Annotated in this window: 14 protein-coding genes; 2 read left to right on the top strand and 12 right to left on the bottom strand. The window is 60.9% G+C overall.

Features of this window, described 5'->3' with window-relative positions; translation table 11 throughout:
* Positions 1-4: 4 nt before the first annotated feature.
* From ACA054_RS02300 to glnE, 12 genes are all read right to left on the bottom strand, one after another.
* Positions 5-901 carry an antimicrobial resistance protein Mig-14 gene (locus ACA054_RS02300; RefSeq protein ID WP_497688005.1) on the bottom strand — a complete coding sequence of 299 codons (897 nt, stop codon included), beginning with the start codon at positions 899-901 and terminating at the stop codon, positions 5-7.
* Positions 901-2,031 (bottom strand): glycosyltransferase, encoded by a 1,131-nt coding sequence (locus tag ACA054_RS02295; RefSeq protein ID WP_497688004.1) that lies wholly within the window; start codon positions 2,029-2,031, stop codon positions 901-903. Before ACA054_RS02295 ends, ACA054_RS02300 begins: the two co-directional genes overlap by 1 nt.
* Entirely contained in the window at positions 2,015-3,772 is a 1,758-nt protein-coding gene (locus tag ACA054_RS02290; protein WP_497637653.1) for a carbamoyltransferase family protein, read from the bottom strand. The genes ACA054_RS02295 and ACA054_RS02290 overlap by 17 nt, the downstream gene beginning before the upstream one ends.
* A 165-nt stretch (positions 3,773-3,937) precedes the next feature.
* Positions 3,938-4,273: a YceK/YidQ family lipoprotein gene (locus ACA054_RS02285; protein WP_497688003.1), complete on the bottom strand. Its 336-nt coding sequence runs from the start codon at positions 4,271-4,273 to the stop codon at positions 3,938-3,940.
* A 240-nt stretch (positions 4,274-4,513) separates the two neighbouring features.
* On the bottom strand, positions 4,514-5,965 hold the full coding sequence (locus ACA054_RS02280; RefSeq protein ID WP_497688002.1) for a lipopolysaccharide kinase InaA family protein: 1,452 nt from the start codon (positions 5,963-5,965) through the stop codon (positions 4,514-4,516).
* Positions 5,965-6,717 (bottom strand): lipopolysaccharide kinase InaA family protein, encoded by a 753-nt coding sequence (locus ACA054_RS02275; protein WP_497688001.1) that lies wholly within the window; start codon positions 6,715-6,717, stop codon positions 5,965-5,967. Before ACA054_RS02275 ends, ACA054_RS02280 begins: the two co-directional genes overlap by 1 nt.
* Positions 6,714-7,448 (bottom strand): lipopolysaccharide kinase InaA family protein, encoded by a 735-nt coding sequence (locus tag ACA054_RS02270; protein ID WP_497688000.1) that lies wholly within the window; start codon positions 7,446-7,448, stop codon positions 6,714-6,716. The genes ACA054_RS02275 and ACA054_RS02270 overlap by 4 nt, the downstream gene beginning before the upstream one ends.
* A complete protein-coding gene (gene rfaP / locus ACA054_RS02265; protein ID WP_497687999.1) occupies positions 7,448-8,254 on the bottom strand; it encodes a lipopolysaccharide core heptose(I) kinase RfaP in 807 nt (268 codons plus the stop codon). The genes ACA054_RS02270 and rfaP overlap by 1 nt, the downstream gene beginning before the upstream one ends.
* Entirely contained in the window at positions 8,255-9,376 is a 1,122-nt protein-coding gene (locus tag ACA054_RS02260; RefSeq protein ID WP_459730889.1) for a glycosyltransferase family 4 protein, read from the bottom strand.
* Positions 9,376-10,437, bottom strand: coding sequence for a lipopolysaccharide heptosyltransferase I (gene waaC, locus ACA054_RS02255; protein WP_497687998.1), 1,062 nt, complete (start codon positions 10,435-10,437; stop codon positions 9,376-9,378). The genes ACA054_RS02260 and waaC overlap by 1 nt, the downstream gene beginning before the upstream one ends.
* 1 nt (position 10,438) lies before the next feature.
* On the bottom strand, positions 10,439-11,473 hold the full coding sequence (waaF, locus tag ACA054_RS02250; protein WP_497687997.1) for a lipopolysaccharide heptosyltransferase II: 1,035 nt from the start codon (positions 11,471-11,473) through the stop codon (positions 10,439-10,441).
* A gap of 195 nt (positions 11,474-11,668) precedes the next feature.
* The gene (glnE, locus tag ACA054_RS02245) at positions 11,669-14,608 is read right to left on the bottom strand and encodes a bifunctional [glutamate--ammonia ligase]-adenylyl-L-tyrosine phosphorylase/[glutamate--ammonia-ligase] adenylyltransferase (protein ID WP_497687996.1); all 2,940 of its coding nucleotides are present in this window, start codon (positions 14,606-14,608) and stop codon (positions 11,669-11,671) included.
* A 383-nt stretch (positions 14,609-14,991) separates the two neighbouring features.
* Between glnE and aceE the strand changes: the two genes are divergently transcribed.
* The gene (aceE, locus tag ACA054_RS02240) at positions 14,992-17,637 is read left to right on the top strand and encodes a pyruvate dehydrogenase (acetyl-transferring), homodimeric type (RefSeq protein ID WP_497637642.1); all 2,646 of its coding nucleotides are present in this window, start codon (positions 14,992-14,994) and stop codon (positions 17,635-17,637) included.
* Positions 17,638-17,648: 11 nt separating this feature from the next.
* A complete protein-coding gene (gene aceF, locus ACA054_RS02235; RefSeq protein ID WP_497687995.1) occupies positions 17,649-19,610 on the top strand; it encodes a dihydrolipoyllysine-residue acetyltransferase in 1,962 nt (653 codons plus the stop codon).
* Positions 19,611-19,774: the final 164 nt, after the last annotated feature.

Raw genomic sequence — 19,774 nt, 5'->3', positions numbered from 1 at the left:
TGGCTCATACGGTGTAGACCGGCACAGGGTTGCACCAGCGATCCTTGTATTCCCGGTCGGCGCGGCCAAAGGAAAAGCGTAGCGGCTTGTCCAGTGCCCTGGCGTGTTCCCAGGCGCTTTGGGTGTTGAGGAAGCTCAGCACGCTACCGGGGCTGAACTCGCGGGTTTCGGGATCGACACCGCCATTGATGTATTCGACGCTGATCCATTGCGGCGTCTCGACGCGATACACCAGTTGAATGGCAATGGGGGCATCATTGAGGAAAATCACCGATCCGATCAGCAACTCGCGCAACAACTCAATGACCTCGGCCATGCGTTCGGCACCGGTCGCCGGGAAACCCCAGCGACGCAGGAACAAATCGCAATAGATCGCCCCCAGCTCCTGGCTGGAAAACTCGGAAACCGGTCGGACTACGCCACCCGCCTCTTCCAGCAACCTGAGTTCGCGGCGCTGGTTGTAGCGAAACTTCTTCGACAACTCTTCAGGTGTGCGGGCCATGGCCAGTTGTTCGGTCTGCAGCCTGATGCCGGTGAAACGGCTTTCGTTGAGCGCCGACAAGTAACGCCCACGATGGCGCAACGGTGCCTGGGCATCGGCGGCAGCCGGCAGGATGATTTCGGCATTGCCGAGGTCGAACAAGCCCTTCTTGCCGTTACGCTTGAGCACGTCCTTGGACAAGGCGAGGTCGCGCCCCCAGGTCGGGATCGCGGCCTTGATTTCGCCGTCTTGTTCCCAGGCCAGGTAGCGCACGGGGATATCGGCCAGCCGCGCCAGGCGCTCGACCACCAGCGGGTGAGTGGCGACGCTGCCGCCATAACGCTGCCAGGCCTCGGCATAGGTCGAGGCATCGGATAGCGACCAGCCGCGTTCGCGCCAGCCTTGAAATCGGTTGAGCATCAGCCCCTCTGTGCCAGTTCGGTAACGTGCGGCAAGTGCCAGAAAGCATCGCGTACCGCACGGTCGGAGAAGCGCTCACGCAGGCGCTCGAGCATCAACTCGGCGCACTGGCGACGTTGCTGCTCGTCCATTGCGGCCAGATGCTGCAGGCCTTGAGCCAGGTGCTCGGCATCGCCCAGAGGGAACAGGATGCCCACGCCCTCGACCACTTCCTTCGCTCCGCCACAGGCCGTCGCGAGCAAGGGCACGCCCGCCGCCATGGCTTCGAGCAGCACCATGCCGAAGGGTTCATGATCGGAACTCAGGGCAAACACATCGAAAGCGCTGAAATACCGCCGGGCCTCAGGGACCTGACCAAGGAACAGCACCCGGTTGCCAATCCCGAGCTCGCGAGCCTGGGCCTTGAGATCCTGCTCCAGACGACCGCTACCGAGAATCACCAGCTGGCTGTTGGCCGGCAAACCGGGCAGCGCCGCGGCAAAACCGTCCAGCAACGTGGCCTGATCCTTGTCCGGATGCAGGCGACCGACGTTGCCGACAATCCAGGCATCTGCGGACAGGCCGAGGGTCTCCCGCGCCTCACGGACCGACACCTGACTAGCCTGCACAGCCGGCACATCGATCCGGTTATACAGCGTCTGGATCCTTGCCGCCGGCCACTTCGGCAGGCATTGGCGCATGTCATCGCGCACGGCATCGGACACCCCGAGCAGGCTCAGGCGCTTGCGGAAAATATGTGCGAAGAGCTTGCGTGTGCCGCGCTTGTAATCGTCAAACGCGTGATGCACGCCAATCACCGGCAACGTGGTGCCGAGCAAGGCGATGTAGATCGGCTTGAAGCGATGGGCGATGCAGAAACTGAAATTGCGCGAAGCGGCGATCTTGCGCAGATCGCCGATGGCGCCCAGCTTCAGGCCACGAATGGCCTTGGAGCTGTACTCCATGAACAACACTTCATCAGAGGCGCAACCTGCGGCAACCTCGGCGTCGGCGACCCCGGTCAGAAACACCGTGGTCACCCGATAACCGGTCCCCGCGAACAGGCTGGCGTACTGCCGGGCGCAGTCCAGGAACGGCCCGTCATAGCCGTGACAGAACTGCAGCACATGGCGTTCAGCCGAGCGTGTCATAGGTGTCCGCGCCCTCTTTGACCACCAGAATGTCTTCCATGATCAGATACTGTAGATCGGAACCGAAGAACATGTTCAAGGCGTCCGTCGGCGAGCAGATCATCGGTTCGCCACGACGGTTGAGCGAGGTGTTCAGCGACACGCCGTTACCAGTCAGCACTTCCAGCGCCTTCATCATGTCGTAGTAGCGCGGGTTGTATTCACGCTTGAGCACCTGGGCACGGGAGGTGCCGTCTTCGTGGACGACTTCCGGCACGCGGGTTTTCCATTCTTCAGCCACTTCGAAGGTGAAGGTCATGAACGGCGCCGGGTGATCGATCTTGATCATCTGTGGAGCAACGGTGTCGAGCATCGACGGGCAGAAAGGCCTCCAGCGCTCGCGGAACTTGATCTGGTGATTGATGCGATCGGCCACGCCCGTCGCGCTTGGGCAACCGATGATCGATCGACCACCCAAGGCACGCGGGCCGAACTCCATACGCCCCTGGAACCAGGCCACCGGGTTGCCGTCGACCATGATCTTGGCAATGTTTTCCGGCATGTTCGCCAACTTGCGCCACACCGGTTTGCTAGGGTGACGGGCACAAGCCGCGAGCACGTCTTCGTTGCTGTACGACGGACCGAGGTAGACATGCTCCATCTTCTCGACCGGCACGCCACGGGCGTGAGACACGTAAGCCGCCGCGCCCACTGCGGTGCCGGCATCGCCGGATGCAGGCTGCACGAACAATTCCTTGACGTCGTCACGGGCGATGATTTTCTGGTTCAGCTTGACGTTCAACGCACAGCCACCGGCGTAGGCCAGTTTGCCGGTTTCCTTGAGCACGTCACCCAGGTAGTGGTCGATCATCTGCAGCGCAATTTTTTCAAACAGCGCTTGGATGCTCGCGGCGTAGTGGATGTACGGCTCGTCGGCGATGTCGCCTTCGCGCTTCGGACCCAGCCACTCGATCAGTTTCGGCGAGAAGTAGTAACCCTTGCCCTTCTCTTTGTAGCGACGCAGGCCGATGACGTTGGCGTAGTCGGTGTTGATCACCAGCTCGCCGTTCTCGAACGAGGCCAGGCGCGAGAAATCGTATTTGCTGGCGTCGCCGTACGGCGCCATGCCCATGACCTTGAACTCACCGTCGAGCATATCGAAACCGAGAAACTCGGTGATCGCGCCGTACAGGCCGCCCAGGGAGTCGGGATCGAAGAATTCCTTGATCTTGTGGATCTTGCCGTTTTCACCGTAACCGAAGAAGGTCGTGGCGTACTCACCCTTGCCATCAATCCCGAGGATCGCGGTTTTCTCTTTGAAACCGGAGCAGTGGTAAGCGCTGGATGCGTGGGCCAGGTGGTGCTCGACCGGCTCGATCTTGATTTTTTTCGGATCGAAGCCCAGTTGTTCCAGGCACCAGACGATCTTGTTGCGATAGCGCTTGTAGCGACGGTTGCCCATCAGGATCGCGTCAAGGGCGCGGTCCGGGGCGTACCAGTAACGCTTGGCGTACTGCCAGCGCGCCTTGCCGAACAGGCTGATAGGCGCGAATGGAATCGCTACCACGTCAACGTCGGAAGGCTTGATGCCGGCCTGTTCCAGGCAGAACTTCGCCGATTCGTAGGGCATGCGGTTCTTTGCATGTTTATCGCGTACGAAGCGCTCTTCTTCCGCCGCCGCGACCAGCTTGCCGTCGATGTACAAGGCTGCGGAAGGATCATGGCTAAGGGCGCCGGACAGGCCAAGAATCGTCAATGCCACAGGGGTCTAGCCTCTTTAGTCTGCGTGCAGGCGCAATGCGCCTCAAAAATTAATGTGCCCTCGCAACGGGCGAGAGACAGCTAAAGGGCGGGATTATAGCTTAAAAGCAGCTACAAGCCTCTAGCGGCAAGCTGCAAGCGACAGCGGTGTTGACCTTGCCGTTGGTTATCCGCGCGCAGGCCGCCAATAGATGCGGATATTGCCATCCGTGCCCTGCCGGTAAATCGTATACGGCAAGGCGACGGTATCCATCGCGCCAGACAACACCATGTCCAGCAAAATGACTGGAACGAAGATACCCGTTGGATCGGGGGGCGCATTCAATACGCAAAAATCGTAGGCCAGGCCGCTGTAGACTCGTGGGATGGACTGACAATAGGTTTTTTGCCGTCGAAGCCCGTGGGCCGCGTCGGCATCGTCCTGAAAGACCGTCGAGACGGTCCCGCACCCTGTCAAAGCCAGTGAGATGACACCTGATACGACTAGCGTTTTGATCGTCAAAGCTTGCCCTCCGTAAGCGTCAGGCAAACTAGCATCGCGGTCATTCAGGCCACAGTTCATGGCTTCTCAAAATCGTGTAGGACCGTTCACAAGAACTTGTCCGCCAATCTCGGGCGGCTGTTCCGGCCTAATCGCGAGCAAGCTCGCTCCCACAATGGTTCTGTGTGGAACACAAATTGTGTGTTCAGAGCAGATCAACTGTGGGAGCGAGCTTGCTCGCGATAGGACCGAAGGTCCGATTCAGGCAGCGCCAGAGATGTCCTTGGGCAAACGCTGATCGATGACCTGATACAGAGCACTATTCTCGGGCCAGTTACGCATGAACCGCGCCCGATCCCGTGCATACGCCGGTGCGAAGCTGGCGATCGAGCCGTGCTGGCACATCGAATCCAGATCGATCAGCGCCCAGCGGTCCTGCTGCCAGAACAGGTTGTGGCCCTTGAAGTCGCCGTGGCTGATGCGCTCACGAATCAATTCGGCGAACAGGTTATCCAGCGCCAGCAACTCGGCTTCAGGAGCATCGCCGCTATCAATGTACGGCGCGAAACGCTCGATGATGTCCGGCCCCGGTAGATGCTCGGTGATCAGATAGGCACGGCTGCGCAGCCAGAGAAAACGCTTCTCTAGCACCGCCAGGGGCTTGGGCGTGGCGATGCCGAGAAATGCCAGGCGATTGCCTTCGCGCCAGGAGTGCCAGGCACGGCTCGGGCGCCAGAAGCGCTTGAGCCAGTGGGCAAAACCCTTGATGTTGTAGCGCTTGATCACCAGCGTACGACCGTCCACCTCGACCTTGCCGACGCTCGCCGCGCCGCCGGTCTTGTACAGATGTCCATGATCCAGCAATGCGTCAGCCTGAGCCAGGATCGGCAGCATCGCCGCTTCTTCCTCGCGACGGATCGCCCGCAAGCCGAACGCACCGCGCTGAACGCTGAACAGCGTGCATTCGCGACCGATTTTGATCAGGAAGTCCTTGAGGCGCCAGCTGCGAACCTTGTCGACCTGCTTCTGCAGCGCCTCCATGGGCAGGGCATGCTCGCCGTTGCTCAGCAGGTAGTACACCAGCAATTCTTCGGTGAACGGTTCCAGCGATTTGGGCAATTGGGCGAAAAACACCCCGAGGTTTTCCAGGACCTTCTGGCGCGAGAGTGGCTGGCCCGCCGTTTCGCTGCAGATCCCGGCGCCATCGATCAAATACAGTCGATTGCCCTGGCGCAACAGGTTGTCCAAATGCAGGTCTTCCTGCCACAAACCTTTGCGATGCATTTGACCGATCGCGCCCAAGGCTTGCGCCAGCACGGCTGACTGCTCATCGGCCAGCACCGGCAGGTTTTCCACCTGCTGCCAGGCATCACCCAGGCTCTGGGCGCCTTCAAGGAATTCAAACAGCAGCCAGCCACCCTCGCCGTCCTTCAGACCGTCAGCCAACAGCAGCGGCGTCGTCAGGCCTTGGGCGGCGAGCAATCGCACGCCATCCAGCTCGCGCTGGAAATGCCGCGCCGCCTTGCTGCCAACCAGCAACTTGGCCAGCACTGGCCGACCGCGCCAGACACCCGCACCGACATAACGCTGGCCGGGCAATACCCGCAACAGGGTCAGCAACTGCAACTGCGCCGGCCCGGCAGCATCGGCCAGTGAAAGACTCAATGGCAGGTTCGGGTGACGGCCAGCGTTTTTCAATTCGGACAAACGCATCAGCGCTTCTCCTTATGGCTGCGCCGCGCGGTCAGGCGCGTCAGCCATGTGTCGATCAACGAACTGTCCTGGGCCTGATCCAGGTAGGCAGCCAGCAGCACGCGCAATTGCGCTTCGCTCCACTCGGGCGCCCGACGCAGCAACGGCTCCAGGTCCTTGACCCGGTCACGCAGCCCGAACAACAAGTGCCGGGTCTTTTCCAGGTCGATCAGTTGAGCCTGATAGCCGTCGCCGGTGACCCGCAGAAAAATATGCTTGGGGTAGAAGCAGCCATGCACCTGACGCATGCTGTGCAGACGCTGCGCCAGATGCCCGCAAGCTTGTAGAATGCCCACCTGTTGCGCCTCGCTGAGGTCCGACCAGCGCTGCAACAGCGAGTCCAGATCATCCCAACCGTCCAGGGCGCGTGTCAGTAGAATTGCCCGGACTTCGCCATCCACTTTGCGCTCACCGAAGAACACTGCCTTGAGTGCCGGAATGCCGAGCTGTTCGTAGCGGCTGATGTTGCGGAACTCCCGGGCAAAACTTGGCTCGCCAAACGGCGCGTGCAAGGTGTGCATCTGGTAGTTGCTCTGACGCTTGAGGTAGAACCCCTGACCCTCCAGATCCAGTCGAAACACGCTGCTCCAGCCACCACGCAGGGTGTTGGGTTCGTCCACGGCATCGAGTTGCCGGGCCCAGAGCGCATCGAAAGAGCCGAGGCCGTGACGCTCAAGCAGCGTACGGTCTTCAGCGGCCAGAAAATCAGTCATTCGCGTCCCTCGAAAAATCTCACCACGTGCCGGATGCGCTTTTTATCGGCGGCATTGAGCCGGCTGCATTGGCGGTATTGCAGGTAAAAGCGCAAGCGCTGGGTGGCCGACAGTTGATACTTGGCGACCTTGTCCAGACAGGCCAGGTCCTTGGTGATTCGGTATTTGAGCCAGAAACCGCTCCAGAAGTCACCGTTGGGGCAGTCGATCAGGAACAGTCGGGCCTGATCGTCGACCAGCAGGTTGCGCCACTTCAAATCGTTATGGGTAAAGTGATGCTCGTGCATCGTGCGGGTGTAACTGGCCAGTTGTCGGCTGATGCCGTCGACCCAGGCGCGGTCCGCCAGTTTCGCATCGTGCCGCTCGGCCAGTGCCGACAAATCTTCTGTACATGGCAGTTCGCGAGTGATCATCGCCCCACGATCATAGGCCGCACCGCGACGCTCCAGCCCCCAGGCCACTACCTCGGCGGTGGGAATGCCCCACTTGGCGAAGCGCTTGAGGTTCTGCCACTCCATTTTTACTCGTGGCTTGCCCAGGTAGCGGCGCAAGCCTTTGCCAGCCCCCACGTAGCGCTTGACGTAATAGTTGACGCCATTGCGCTGGACGCGAATGACCTCCGACAGCGGGTCGCGGGTCAGGCGCTCGCCTTGCAGCGCAAACACGGCATCCAGGCTACCGAAGTCTTGTGCCAGGTCGCTGTAAGCAGGCTCCAGTCTCCAACCCGCCATCAGAGCGCGTCTCCGTATCGCTGTTTACGCTCGTAAAGCTTGCTGGCCTTGCCTTCGAGCCAAGTCAGCAGCCCCGCTTCTTCGCTCAAGACCTGTCGCAGCGGTCGCTGGAAATAGCCTTTGAGGAAACGCAGCTTGTCGCGTGGGGTCAGGCCGATATCCAGGGCGGAAAAATACAGCGCCGCCAGATCCTTGTTACGCCAGCGCGCGGTGATCGTCGGGCGGGTCTGGGCGCGGTGCAGGTCGATCACCGAGAGTTTGAAATCGTCCGCGGTCACCGGCTTGTCGGTGTGCAGCAGGAAGTGACAGATGTAGCAGTCGCGGTGATTGACTCCGGCACGGTGCATCATGCCGGTCATGCGCGCCACTTCAGCGATCAGCGCACGCTTGAGTTTTGGCTCGGGCGGCTGCTTGATCCAGTTGATGCTGAAATCTTCGAGGCTGACCGTTGGCGCCAGTTCTTCGGTGACGATGAACGAATGCTGGTCTGCCGGGTTGCTGCCCTTCTCACCATAAGCGACGGCGGTCATGGTCGGCACGCCGACTTCCTGCAGGCGTTGTATGGCCTTCCACTCCTGGCCGGCGCCCAGGACCGGCAGCTTGGCGGTGAGCAGGTTCTTGAAGATTTCGCCCCAGCCGATGCCACGGTGGATCTTCACGAAAAACCCGTTGCCGTTCACCTCGGTACGCAGGGTTCGGCGAGCTTCGAGCTCACGGTACACCTCGCCCTGCAAGCCCTCGACTTCGGCGAACGGGTCACGTCCGGCCCAGAGGCTCTTGAACGGTTCAGCCAGCATCAACTTCATTTAAGCGTGCTCCGCCAGAATCACATCGGCCGCGTGCTGCGGCATGCTGTAGAGGTCGGCCGTCTCGGCGAACGCCACACCGTTGCGGCTCCAGGCCGCCCTTGCTTGAGCGTCGTTCAACATACCAGTCAGGTATTGCGTCAGCTGGGCTTGATCGAACGGCTCGTCCAGCACCAGGCCAGCGTCGGCCTCGGCGATGTAATGGGCGTACCCGCAGACCGCACTCACCAGCACCGGCAACCCGGCCACCAGCGCTTCGAGCAGCACGGTGCCGGTGTTTTCGTTGTAGGCCGGGTGGATCAACAGATCGGCACCCAACAGGAAACGCGGAATATCGCTGCGGCCCTTGAGGAACGTCACGTTGTCGCCGAGCCCCAGCGTGGCGCTCTGCATCTGGAATAACTTGGGGTCGTCCTGGCCAATTACAAACAGCCGGGTGCGCTTCTTCAGATCAGCGGGCAATGCCGCCAAGGCCTTGAGACTGCGATCCACGCCCTTGGTCTTGAACCCGGAGCCGATCTGCACCAGCAGCAAGTCATCGTCCTTCAGATTGAATTCAGCGCGGAACCCGGCGCGAATCTCGTCGGCATCCGCCGGGCGGCGACGATCCTGGGCGATGCCCGGAGGCAGCAGGTGGAAGCGCTCCAGCGGCGTATCGTAATGCTTGATGAACAGCGGTTGCTGGACCTCGGAAATCATCAGCACTTCAGTCTTGGCATCCCTGGCGAACACTGCGCGCTCGTACTCGGCGAAATGGCGGTAGCGACCCCAGCGCCGGTACAGCGAATTGCGCAGGTTCTGCGCCTTGTCTTCGAAACAGCCGTCCGCGGCGTAGTAGACATCCAGGCCCGGCATCTTGTTGAAGCCGATCAAACGGTCCACCGGACGCTTGGCCAGGTCGGCTTCCATCCACTCGCTGAGCTTTTCGTTGCGTCGATGGTTGAAGAATGCCTTGACCGGCGCCACCAGCACTTCGAAACCCGGCGGCACCTCGCCTTCCCAGATCAACGTGTAGACGCGGATCTGGTGGCCGCGCTTCTGGCACTCCAGGGCGATGCGCATGAAATCGCGCTGCAGGCCACCAAAGGGAAAGTATTTGTACAGGACAAATGCCAATTGCATCAGCGCAGCTCCTCAGCCAGTAATAACGTGCTCAGTCGGCTCGCGACACGCTCGGGATTCAGACGCGTGAAGCACAATGGCCACTCGCGTTTCAGGTCAAACCGGCTGGCATCTTCTGCCGTCGGTTGATAAGTGCATTTCTTTTGCAGACACGGCGCGCAGGGGAAGTCGCTGGCCAGGTGAATCTGCGACTTGCCGTAGGCCCCGGTCAGGCCCGGATTGGTCGGGCCGAACAGCGACAGCGTCGGCACATCAAGGGCCGCGGCCAGATGACCGAGGCCAGTGTCCACCGCCACACAGGCTTGCGCGCCAGCCAGCACCTTGCCGACCCCGGCCAGATTCAGCTTGGGCAAAACCTCGGCGTGCTTGAAGCCGGCAGCGATGCGCTCGGCGCGGGCCTTCTCCGCCGCGTTGCCCCACGGCAGTTTCACGCCCACCCCGAGATAACCGACCCGTTCGGTCAGCTCGCGCCAGTATGCTTCGGGCCAATGCTTGGTATCCCAGGTGGTGCCATGCAGGAACACCACATACGGATTCTTGCGCGGCAGTTCCACCAGGCGCTCGACGCTCAGGCCGTAGTCGCCCAGGCCCTTGGGCAAGTCATAGCCCAGGGCGATTGCGAACAGCTGACGCACTCGCTCTACCGCATGCTGGCCACGGGCAACTGCCAGGCGCCGGTTGTAGAACCGCGCGGCGACGGGCTCGCGCGCCGAGCTTTTATCGAGGCCGGCCACCGGGGCTTTCACATACCGGGTCAGCAGAGCGCTTTTGAGCAGGCCCTGAGCGTCGATGACCAGATCGTATTTCGTGGCGCGAACGCTTTGCTTGAAGCGCTTCCACTCGCCACTCTTGATGGTCTGCCAGATGTTCTTGCGCCAGCGACGGATCGCCACCGGAATCACCTTGCCCACCGCCGGGTGCCAGGTCGGAATTTCGGCGAAGCCTTCTTCCACCACCCAGTCGAATGTGATGCCGGGGATGGCCCGCGAGGCGTCGGTCAGCGCCGGCAGCGCATGAATCACGTCGCCCAGCGATGAAGTCTTGATCAGCAGTACCCGCAAACTATTTGACCTCGACCACAGTGCCCTGCAAACGTTGCAAGGCTTCGTTCACCGCTTGCGGCATCAGCTGACGCAGGCAGTTGTAATGGCCGAAACGACACGTGCGGTCGAAGCATGGGCTGCATTCGATACCCAGGCGCACGATCTCGACCTGTTCGGCCAGCGGTGGCGTGAAGCCCGGTGACGTCGAGCCGTAGATTGCCACCAGCGGACGGTTCAGCGCGGCGGCAACGTGCATCAGGCCAGAGTCGTTGGACACCACCGAATCGGCGCAAGACATCAAATCGATGGCCTCGGCCAACGAGGTACCGCCACTGAGGTTCATCGACTCTTCACGCAAGCCGGGAATCAGCCGCGAACGGATGTCCTCACCCACGGCGTGATCGTTTTTCGAACCGAACAGCCAGACTTGCCAGCCCTCGCGAATCTTCGCTTCGGCCACCTTGGCGTAATGCTCGGACGGCCAGCGCTTGGATTCGCCGAACTCGGCACCGGGGCACAGGGCCAATACCGGACGGTCGAGGGCCAAGCCAAACTTGGCCAATGCTGTCTCGCGAGTCACCGGATCGATCCGCAGGCTCGGGCGTGGGTAAGGCTTGGGCAGTTCAAAACCCGGCTCGTAGGCCAGGGCCATGAAGCGCTCGATCATCAACGGGTAACGCTCTTTATCCAGCGTGCGCACGTCGTTGAGCAGGCCGTAGCGGAATTCACCACGCCAGCCGGTGCGCTTGGGGATGCCGGCAAAGAACGGCACCAGTGCCGACTTCAGGGAATTGGGCAACAGGATCGCCTGGTCGTACTGACCGGCCAGGGATTTACCGATACGCCGGCGCGTCGCCAGCTCCAGTGCGCCGTGGCCGAGCGGGAAGCTCAAGGCCTGGCGAACTTCGGGCATACGCTCAAGAATCGGCCGGCTCCACTCGGGGGCCAGTACGTCGATTTCGCATTGCGGGTGGCGTTGCTTGAGACACTGAAACAGTGTCTGCGCCATCACCATGTCACCGACCCAACTGGGCCCAACGATCAGAATTTTCATGTGGTTTCCATAAACGAACCGGGGAGGCTTATGCCTCCCCGCCTCGAGAATTCTACAAAACACTGCAGATCTACTGTGGGAGCGAGCCTGCTCGCGAAGGCGGCGTGACAGTCAGCATACATGTTGTATATGACGACCTCTTCGCGAGCAGGCTCGCTCCCACATTTGAATCTTGTCGCTTCTGCTATCGCGATATCAGCTTAGCCCCAACTCACGCCAGATCCGCATGACCTGTCGCCGCTCGTCCGCGAACTGGTCGCCCGGTATCACCCCGGCATCCTTCTGCAAGGCCTGCCGGTGGGCGGCGGAGCGGTAAGCTTTATAAGCTTCACGCAACAGGCTGGCGTCCTCGACAGGCATCAGCCCTGCCTTCTCCAGCTCTTCCAGAATGCGGATGTTGTCCGTCCAGCGCAGCAATGGCGGGTGCGTTTCGGACCACGCCAGGGCCGCGTATTGCACCATAAATTCAATATCGACGATACCTCCGGCGTCCTGCTTGAGGTCGAAGGGCGCCGTGGCTTCGAAGGCATTTGCCCCGGTACCGGCCGCCGTACTCTTGCTGCCCAGGTTATCGCGCATCTTGGCGCGCATCTCGCTGACCTCCTGGCGCAGGGTCGGCAGGTCGCGTGCCTTGCCCAGGATCGCCGCGCGAACCTGCTCGAACGTCCGACCGACATCCTCGCTGCCGACCAACACCCGCGCCCTGACCAGCGCCTGATGCTCCCAGGTCCAGGCTTCATTTTCCTGATAGCGGGCAAATGCCCCCAGCGAACTCACCAGCAAGCCGGATGCACCGGACGGACGCAGGCGCATGTCGACTTCATAGAGCTGACCGGAGTTGGTCTGCGCCGTCAGCAAGTGAATGATCCGCTGCCCCAGCCGGGTGAAAAACTGCGCGCCATCGATCGACTTCGGCCCGTCGGTTTCGGCCTGTGGATCGCCATCATGGATGAACACCAGGTCCAGATCCGAACCATGCCCCAATTCCAGGCCACCGACTTTCCCATAACCGACAATGATGAAGCCGGGATTGCACAAGGTGCCGTCGGTGCGCAGTGGCGTGCCGTACTTGGCGACCGTTTGCCGCCAGGCCAGGGCCAGCACCTGTTCCAGAATCGCTTCAGCAAGCCAGGTCAGGTAATCGCTGACTTTCATCAGCGGCAGGCTGCCGGCGATTTCCGAAGCGGCGACCCGCAAGCGGTGCGCCAGCTTGAAATGACGCAAGGCTTCCATTTGCTGTTCGAGGTCGTCCTCGGGAATCCGGGTCAGGCGCTCGCGCAACTCGGCGGCCAGTTCCGGTGCCAACGGCGGCTTGAACAGCCGGCCTTCGTTGAGCAACTCATCGAGCAGCAGCGGAAAGCGGGTGATCTGCTCGGCGATCCATGGGCTCGCCGCGCACAAGGTCAGCAAGCGTCGCAAGGCCCCGGGGTTTTCGGTCAGTAGCACCAGATAGGCAGATCGACGCGCCACGGCTTCAACCAGTGGCAACACCCGCTCCAGCACCAGATCCGGATTGGCATGTTCTACAGCCTGAGCCAGCAAGCGCGGAATAAAGGCATCGAGACGTTCGCGCCCCAGACGCTGCATGGCGCGCAACTGCGGGCTGCTGCGCAGGCCGGCCAAGGCTTTCAAGGCTTTGCTGGCATCAGCGAAGCCGCCCTCCTGCAACTGGCGGCAGGCGGCTTCTTCATCCTGCGCCTCTTCCCACAGCGGCAGCCACTCTCCACCGACCACCACTTCGCTTTCGGCGCCCTGCTCCTCGTCAGGATCGGCGATCACCTGAGCGAAGTGCCAGGCCACACGACCACGCCAGTACATCAATTGCTCATGAAAGGCGGACCAATCGGCGAAGCCCAGCATGAAGGCAATGCGCGCCTGATCCTGAGCACCGTCTGGCAGCATTTGGGTCTGGCGATCGGCAATCGCCTGGATCGCGTGCTCGGTGTAGCGCAGGAACTCGTAGCCTTCACGCAGTTCGCTGATCACCGCCGGCGGCAAGTAGCCCTGACCTTCCAGCGTACTCAGTACTTTTAATAGAGGACGTTGTTGCAGGCTCAGGTCGCGACCGCCGTGAATCAGCTGGAAGGCCTGGGCGATAAACTCCACCTCACGGATACCGCCGGAGCCGAGCTTGATGTTGTCCGCCATGCCCTTGCGCCGCACTTCCTGCTGGATCAGCTGCTTCATGGTGCGCAGCGCTTCAATGGCCGAAAAGTCCAGATAGCGCCGGTAAACGAACGGTCGCAGCATCTCTTGCAGTTGCGCACCGGCCACTTGATCGCCGGCCACCACTCGCGACTTGATCATCGCGTAGCGTTCCCAGTCACGACCCTGATCCTGGTAATACTGTTCCAGCGCGTTGAAGCTCAAGACCAGCGCGCCCGACGATCCGTAAGGCCGCAAGCGCATGTCGACGCGAAACACAAAGCCGTCGACGGTCATCGGGTCCAGCGCCTTGATCAAGCGCTGGCCGAGACGGATGAAAAATTCCTGGTTATCCAGCGAACGTTTCACGCCGACGGTTTCGCCACCTTCCGGGTAGGCGAAAATCAGGTCGATGTCCGACGACAGATTCAGCTCCACCGCACCCAGTTTGCCCATGCCGAGGACAACCATCTGCTGCGGCTCGCCGCTGCGCCGGCCGGTCGGCACGCCGAACTGCTGGCAATGCCGTGCGTATAACCATTGATAGGCCTGATCGATGCTGGCATCGGCCATGTCCGAAAGGTCGCGGCAAGTCTGGATCAGATCGGCCTGGCGAGTCAGGTCACGCCAGATGATCCGCACCTGGTGGCGCGCCCGCTGACGGCGCAACGCCCGACCGAGTTGATCGTCGGTCTCGGCGGCGCTCACGGCGGCGGCAATCTGCGCGCACATCTCACCCGGGGCGAGGCTGCGGTCGAGTTCGCCGGACTGCACCAGCGCCAGCAGCATCAGCGGAGCGCGCACACTCTGTTCAATGACGAAGTCGCTGGCAGCGGTGACGCGAGCAAATTGCGCCCAGCGTTCAGGGGTCCAGGTGGACAGCCCATGGTCATCGTCCAATGCGCTGACGGCGGCGCGGAACGACTGCTCGGCGCGGGAGACAAACGGCAAGAGAATGGCGGGCAGGTCGGCAAGCGGAGGCAGGCTCATGGTCTATCCTTGATCGGCGTGTGACAGGCTGCATGTAGTGAATCTCGCAAACCCACTACCTGAAGGAGTGTCGAACAAAAGTTAGAAATAGCTGAAAATTCTTTTTTATTGGCAGCCAACATCAAGCTTCCACCTTTTTCGGTTGGTAAAAGACCAACCTTAACGATTATTCTCACAACGCAGCCGGGGGCCACAAGCCGCTCATCTGTAGTTTTACTACTCGTATATACATTAGCAAGGCTGAAATGCCGGATGATTTGTAGTAAAACTACACACCGCCGGAACAACCTATCGGCAATCCAAGAATTCATAACGTCTGCCCACAAGGCCAGTCGCTAACTCAGGCAACCGATTCTGGTAGCCTTTCCGCCCTGGAGCAAGCCATGCAAGACCTCGATCCCGTCGAAACCCAGGAATGGCTGGACGCCCTGGAATCGGTTCTCGACAAAGAAGGCGAAGACCGTGCTCACTATCTGATGACCCGTATGGGCGAACTCGCAACCCGCAGCGGTTCGCAGTTGCCTTACGCCATCACCACGCCTTACCGCAACACCATCCCGGTTACCCACGAAGCACGCATGCCTGGCGACCTGTTCATGGAACGCCGCATTCGCTCGCTGGTACGCTGGAACGCGATGGCCATGGTAATGCGTACGAACCTGAAAGATTCTGACCTCGGCGGTCACATCTCCAGCTTCGCTTCCAGCGCGACCCTGTATGACATCGGCTTCAACTACTTCTTCCAGGCCCCGACCGACGAACACGGCGGCGACCTGATCTACTTCCAGGGCCACACCTCGCCAGGCGTCTACGCCCGTGCCTTCATGGAAGGCCGCATCACCGAAGACCAGATGAACAACTTCCGCCAGGAAGTCGACGGCCAGGGCTTGTCGTCCTATCCGCACCCTTGGCTGATGCCTGACTTCTGGCAGTTCCCGACTGTATCCATGGGTCTGGGTCCGATCCAGGCAATCTACCAGGCACGTTTCATGAAGTACCTGGAAGCCCGCGGTTTCATTCCGGAAGGCAAGCAGAAAGTCTGGTGCTTCCTGGGCGACGGCGAGTGCGACGAGCCGGAATCCCTGGGTGCGATCTCCCTGGCTGGCCGCGAGAAGCTGGACAACCTGATCTTCGTCATCAACTGCAACCTGCAGCGCCTCGACGGCCCGGTTCGCGGCAACGGCAAGATCATCCAGGAACTTGAAGGCGTGTTCCGCGGTGCTCAGTGGAACGTGACCAAAGTCATCTGGGGCCGTTTCTGGGACCCACTGCTGGCCAAGGACGTCGACGGTATCCTGCAACGTCGCATGGACGAAGTCATCGACGGCGAGTACCAGAACTACAAAGCCAAAGACGGCGCGTTCGTACGTGAACACTTCTTCAACTCGCCAGAACTCAAGGCGATGGTTGCCGATCTGTCCGACGACGAGATCTGGAAACTCAACCGTGGCGGCCACGACCCGTACAAGGTCTACGCGGCGTACCACGAAGCGGTCAACCACAAAGAACAACCTACCGTCATCCTGGCCAAGACCATCAAGGGTTATGGCACCGGCGCTGGCGAAGCGAAGAACACTGCGCACAACACCAAGAAAGTCGATGTCGACAGCCTGAAGTTGTTCCGCGACCGCTTCGACATCCCGGTCAAGGACGAAGAACTGGAAAACCTGCCGTTCTTCAAGCCGGAGCCAAACAGCGCCGAAGCCCGCTACCTGAGCGAGCGCCGCACTGCACTGGGCGGTTTCGTGCCACAGCGTCGCGCCAAGAGCTTCGACATCCCGACACCGCCACTCGATACCCTCAAGGCTATCCTGGACGGCTCGGGCGACCGTGAAATCTCCACCACCATGGCCTTCGTGCGGATCCTCGCGCAGCTGGTCAAGGACAAGGAAATCGGCTCGCGCATCGTTCCAATCATCCCGGACGAAGCCCGTACCTTCGGCATGGAAGGCATGTTCCGTCAGTTAGGCATCTACTCGTCCGTCGGCCAGCTCTACGAGCCAGTCGATAAAGACCAGGTGATGTTCTACAAGGAAGACAAGAAGGGCCAGATCCTCGAAGAAGGCATCAACGAAGCGGGCGCCATGAGCTCCTTCATCGCTGCCGGTACTTCGTACTCCAGCCACAACCAGCCAATGCTGCCGTTCTACATCTTCTACTCGATGTTCGGCTTCCAGCGTATCGGCGACCTCGCCTGGGCCGCCGGCGACAGCCGTACCCGTGGCTTCCTGATCGGCGGCACCGCCGGCCGTACCACCCTGAACGGTGAAGGCCTGCAACACGAAGACGGTCACAGCCACTTGCTGGCTGCGACCATCCCGAACTGCCGCACCTACGATCCAACCTACGGCTACGAGCTGGCGGTGATCATCCAGGACGGCATGAAGAAGATGACCGAAGAGCAACAGGACGTCTTCTACTACATCACCGTGATGAACGAGTCGTACCAGCAGCCAGCCATGCCGGCCGGTGCCGAAGAAGGCATCAAGAAAGGCATGTACCTGCTCGAAGAAGACACCCGCGAAGCGGCGCACCACGTTCAGCTGATGGGCTCCGGCACCATCCTGCGTGAAGTCCGTGAAGCGGCGAAGATCCTGCGTGAACAGTTCAATGTCGGCGCTGACGTGTGGAGCGTTACCAGCTTCAACGAACTGCGTCGCGACGGCCTGGCCGTTGAGCGCACCAACCGTCTGCACCCTGGCCAGAAGCCTAAGCTGAGCTATGTGGAAGAGTGCCTGAACGGCCGTCAAGGTCCGGTCATTGCCTCTACCGACTACATGAAACTGTTCGCCGAGCAGATCCGTCAGTGGGTACCGTCCAAGGAATTCAAAGTCCTGGGCACCGACGGTTTCGGCCGCAGCGACAGCCGCAAGAAACTGCGTCATTTCTTCGAAGTTGACCGTCATTTCGTGGTGTTGGCAGCCCTGGAAGCACTGGCTGACCGTGGTGACATCGAACCTAAGGTTGTGGCTGAAGCCATTGCCAAGTTCGGTATCAACCCGGAAAAACTCAACCCACTGGACTGCTGAGGAGAGATTCTGTGAGCGAACTCATTCGCGTACCTGACATCGGCAGCGGTGAAGGTGAAGTAATTGAACTGTTTGTGAAGGTCGGCGACCGTATCGAAGCCGAACAGAGCATCCTGACGCTGGAATCGGACAAGGCGAGCATGGAAGTGCCTGCGCCGAAGGCCGGTATCGTCAAGAGCCTGAAAGTGAAGCTGGGCGATCGCCTGAAAGAAGGCGACGAGTTGCTGGAGCTGGAAGTCGAAGGTGCCGCTGCTGCGGCTCCTGCGGCTGCCGCTGCGCCAGCCGCTAAAGCAGAAGAGAAACCGGCCGCTGCTCCAGCGCCCGCCGTCCCTGCTGCTGCGCCTGCTGCCGCTTCGGTTCAGCAAGTGCACGTGCCGGACATCGGCTCGTCGGGCAAAGCCCAGATCATCGAGATCCAGGTCAAGGTCGGCGACACCGTCGCGGCTGATCAGTCGCTGATCACCCTGGAATCCGACAAGGCCAGCATGGAAATCCCGTCGCCTGCCGCTGGCGTGGTCAAGGCCATCAGCGTCAAACTCAATGACGAAGTCGGCACTGGCGACCTGATTCTGGACCTGGAAGTGGCGGGTGCTGCGGCGCCGGCTGCCGCCGCTGCTCCTGCTCAGGCTGCTGCTCCTGCCGCCGCTGCTCCTGCACCTGCCGCTGCTCCTGCTGCACCGGTAGCCGATAGCGTTCAGGACATCCACGTTCCGGATATCGGTTCGGCAGGCAAGGCCAAGATCATCGAAGTGCTGGTCAAGGCCGGCGACACCGTTGAAGCCGACCAGTCGCTGATCACCCTGGAATCCGACAAGGCAAGCATGGAAATTCCATCGCCGGCCGCCGGCGTGGTGGAAAGCGTTTCCGTCAAGCTGGACGACGAAGTCGGTACCGGCGACCTGATCCTCAAGCTGAAAGTCAAAGGCGCGGCTCCTGCTGCTGCCCCGGCACCTGCTGCCGCTGCTGCGAGCGCTCCTGCGCCAGCCGCTGCTGCCCCTGCTGCCGCTGCACCTGCGGCCGCCGCTCCGGTTGCGGCTCCAGCCAAGCCTGGCGCCAAGGTTCATGCAGGCCCGGCTGTACGCCAACTGGCCCGTGAATTCGGTGTCGAGCTGAACGCGGTCGGCGCAAGTGGTCCGCACGGTCGCATCCTGAAAGAAGACGTGCAGGTTTACGTCAAGGCCATGATGCAAAAGGCCAAGGAAGCACCGGCCGCTGCTGCTGGCGCAACCGGTGGCGCGGGCATCCCGCCGATTCCGGTCGTGGACTTCAGCCGCTTCGGTGAAACCGAAGAAGTGCCGATGACCCGCCTGATGCAAATCGGCGCGTCGAGTCTGCACCGCAGCTGGTTGAACATTCCGCACGTGACTCAGTTCGACTCGGCTGATATCACCGAGCTGGAAGCGTTCCGTATCGCTCAGAAAGCCGTTGCAGAGAAGGCTGGCGTCAAGCTGACCATCCTGCCGCTGCTGCTCAAGTCCTGCGCGCACCTGCTCAAGGAACTGCCGGACTTCAACAGTTCGCTGGCACCAAGCGGCAAGGCGATCATCCGCAAGAAGTACGTGAACATCGGCTTCGCGGTCGACACTCCAGAAGGCCTTCTGGTACCGGTCATCAAGAACGTCGACCAGAAGAGTCTGCTGCAGCTTGCGGCTGAGGCGGCTGCGCTGGCTGCCAAGGCACGCGACAAAAAGCTTACTGCTGACGACATGCAAGGCGCCTGCTTCACCATTTCCAGCCTCGGCCACATTGGCGGCACCGGCTTCACGCCGATCGTCAACGCGCCGGAAGTGGCGATCCTCGGTGTTTCCAAGGCAACCATCCAGCCAGTCTGGGACGGCAAAGCCTTCCAGCCGAAACTGATGCTGCCGCTGTCGCTGTCCTACGATCACCGTGTGATCAACGGCGCCGCTGCTGCACGCTTCACCAAGCGTCTGAGCGATCTGCTGGCGGACATCCGCACCATCCTGCTGTAACACCGGCCGGCCCTCCTTCGCGGGAGGGCCTGTCGCGTTTCACGTTTTCCGAGCGCCACGCTCGTACCTCAACCCCGCCAATTTGGCGGGGCTTTTTTTTGCCCACAGTTTTTACTTCAACAGATGCCTTCCTACATTTGTGGCTGATATCCCCCACAAGTTGA

It is taken from the genome of Pseudomonas sp. LBUM1653, assembly GCF_059716115.1.
The sequence above is the reverse complement of the archived record's forward strand: the minus strand, read 5'-3'. Positions and strand labels throughout refer to the sequence as shown.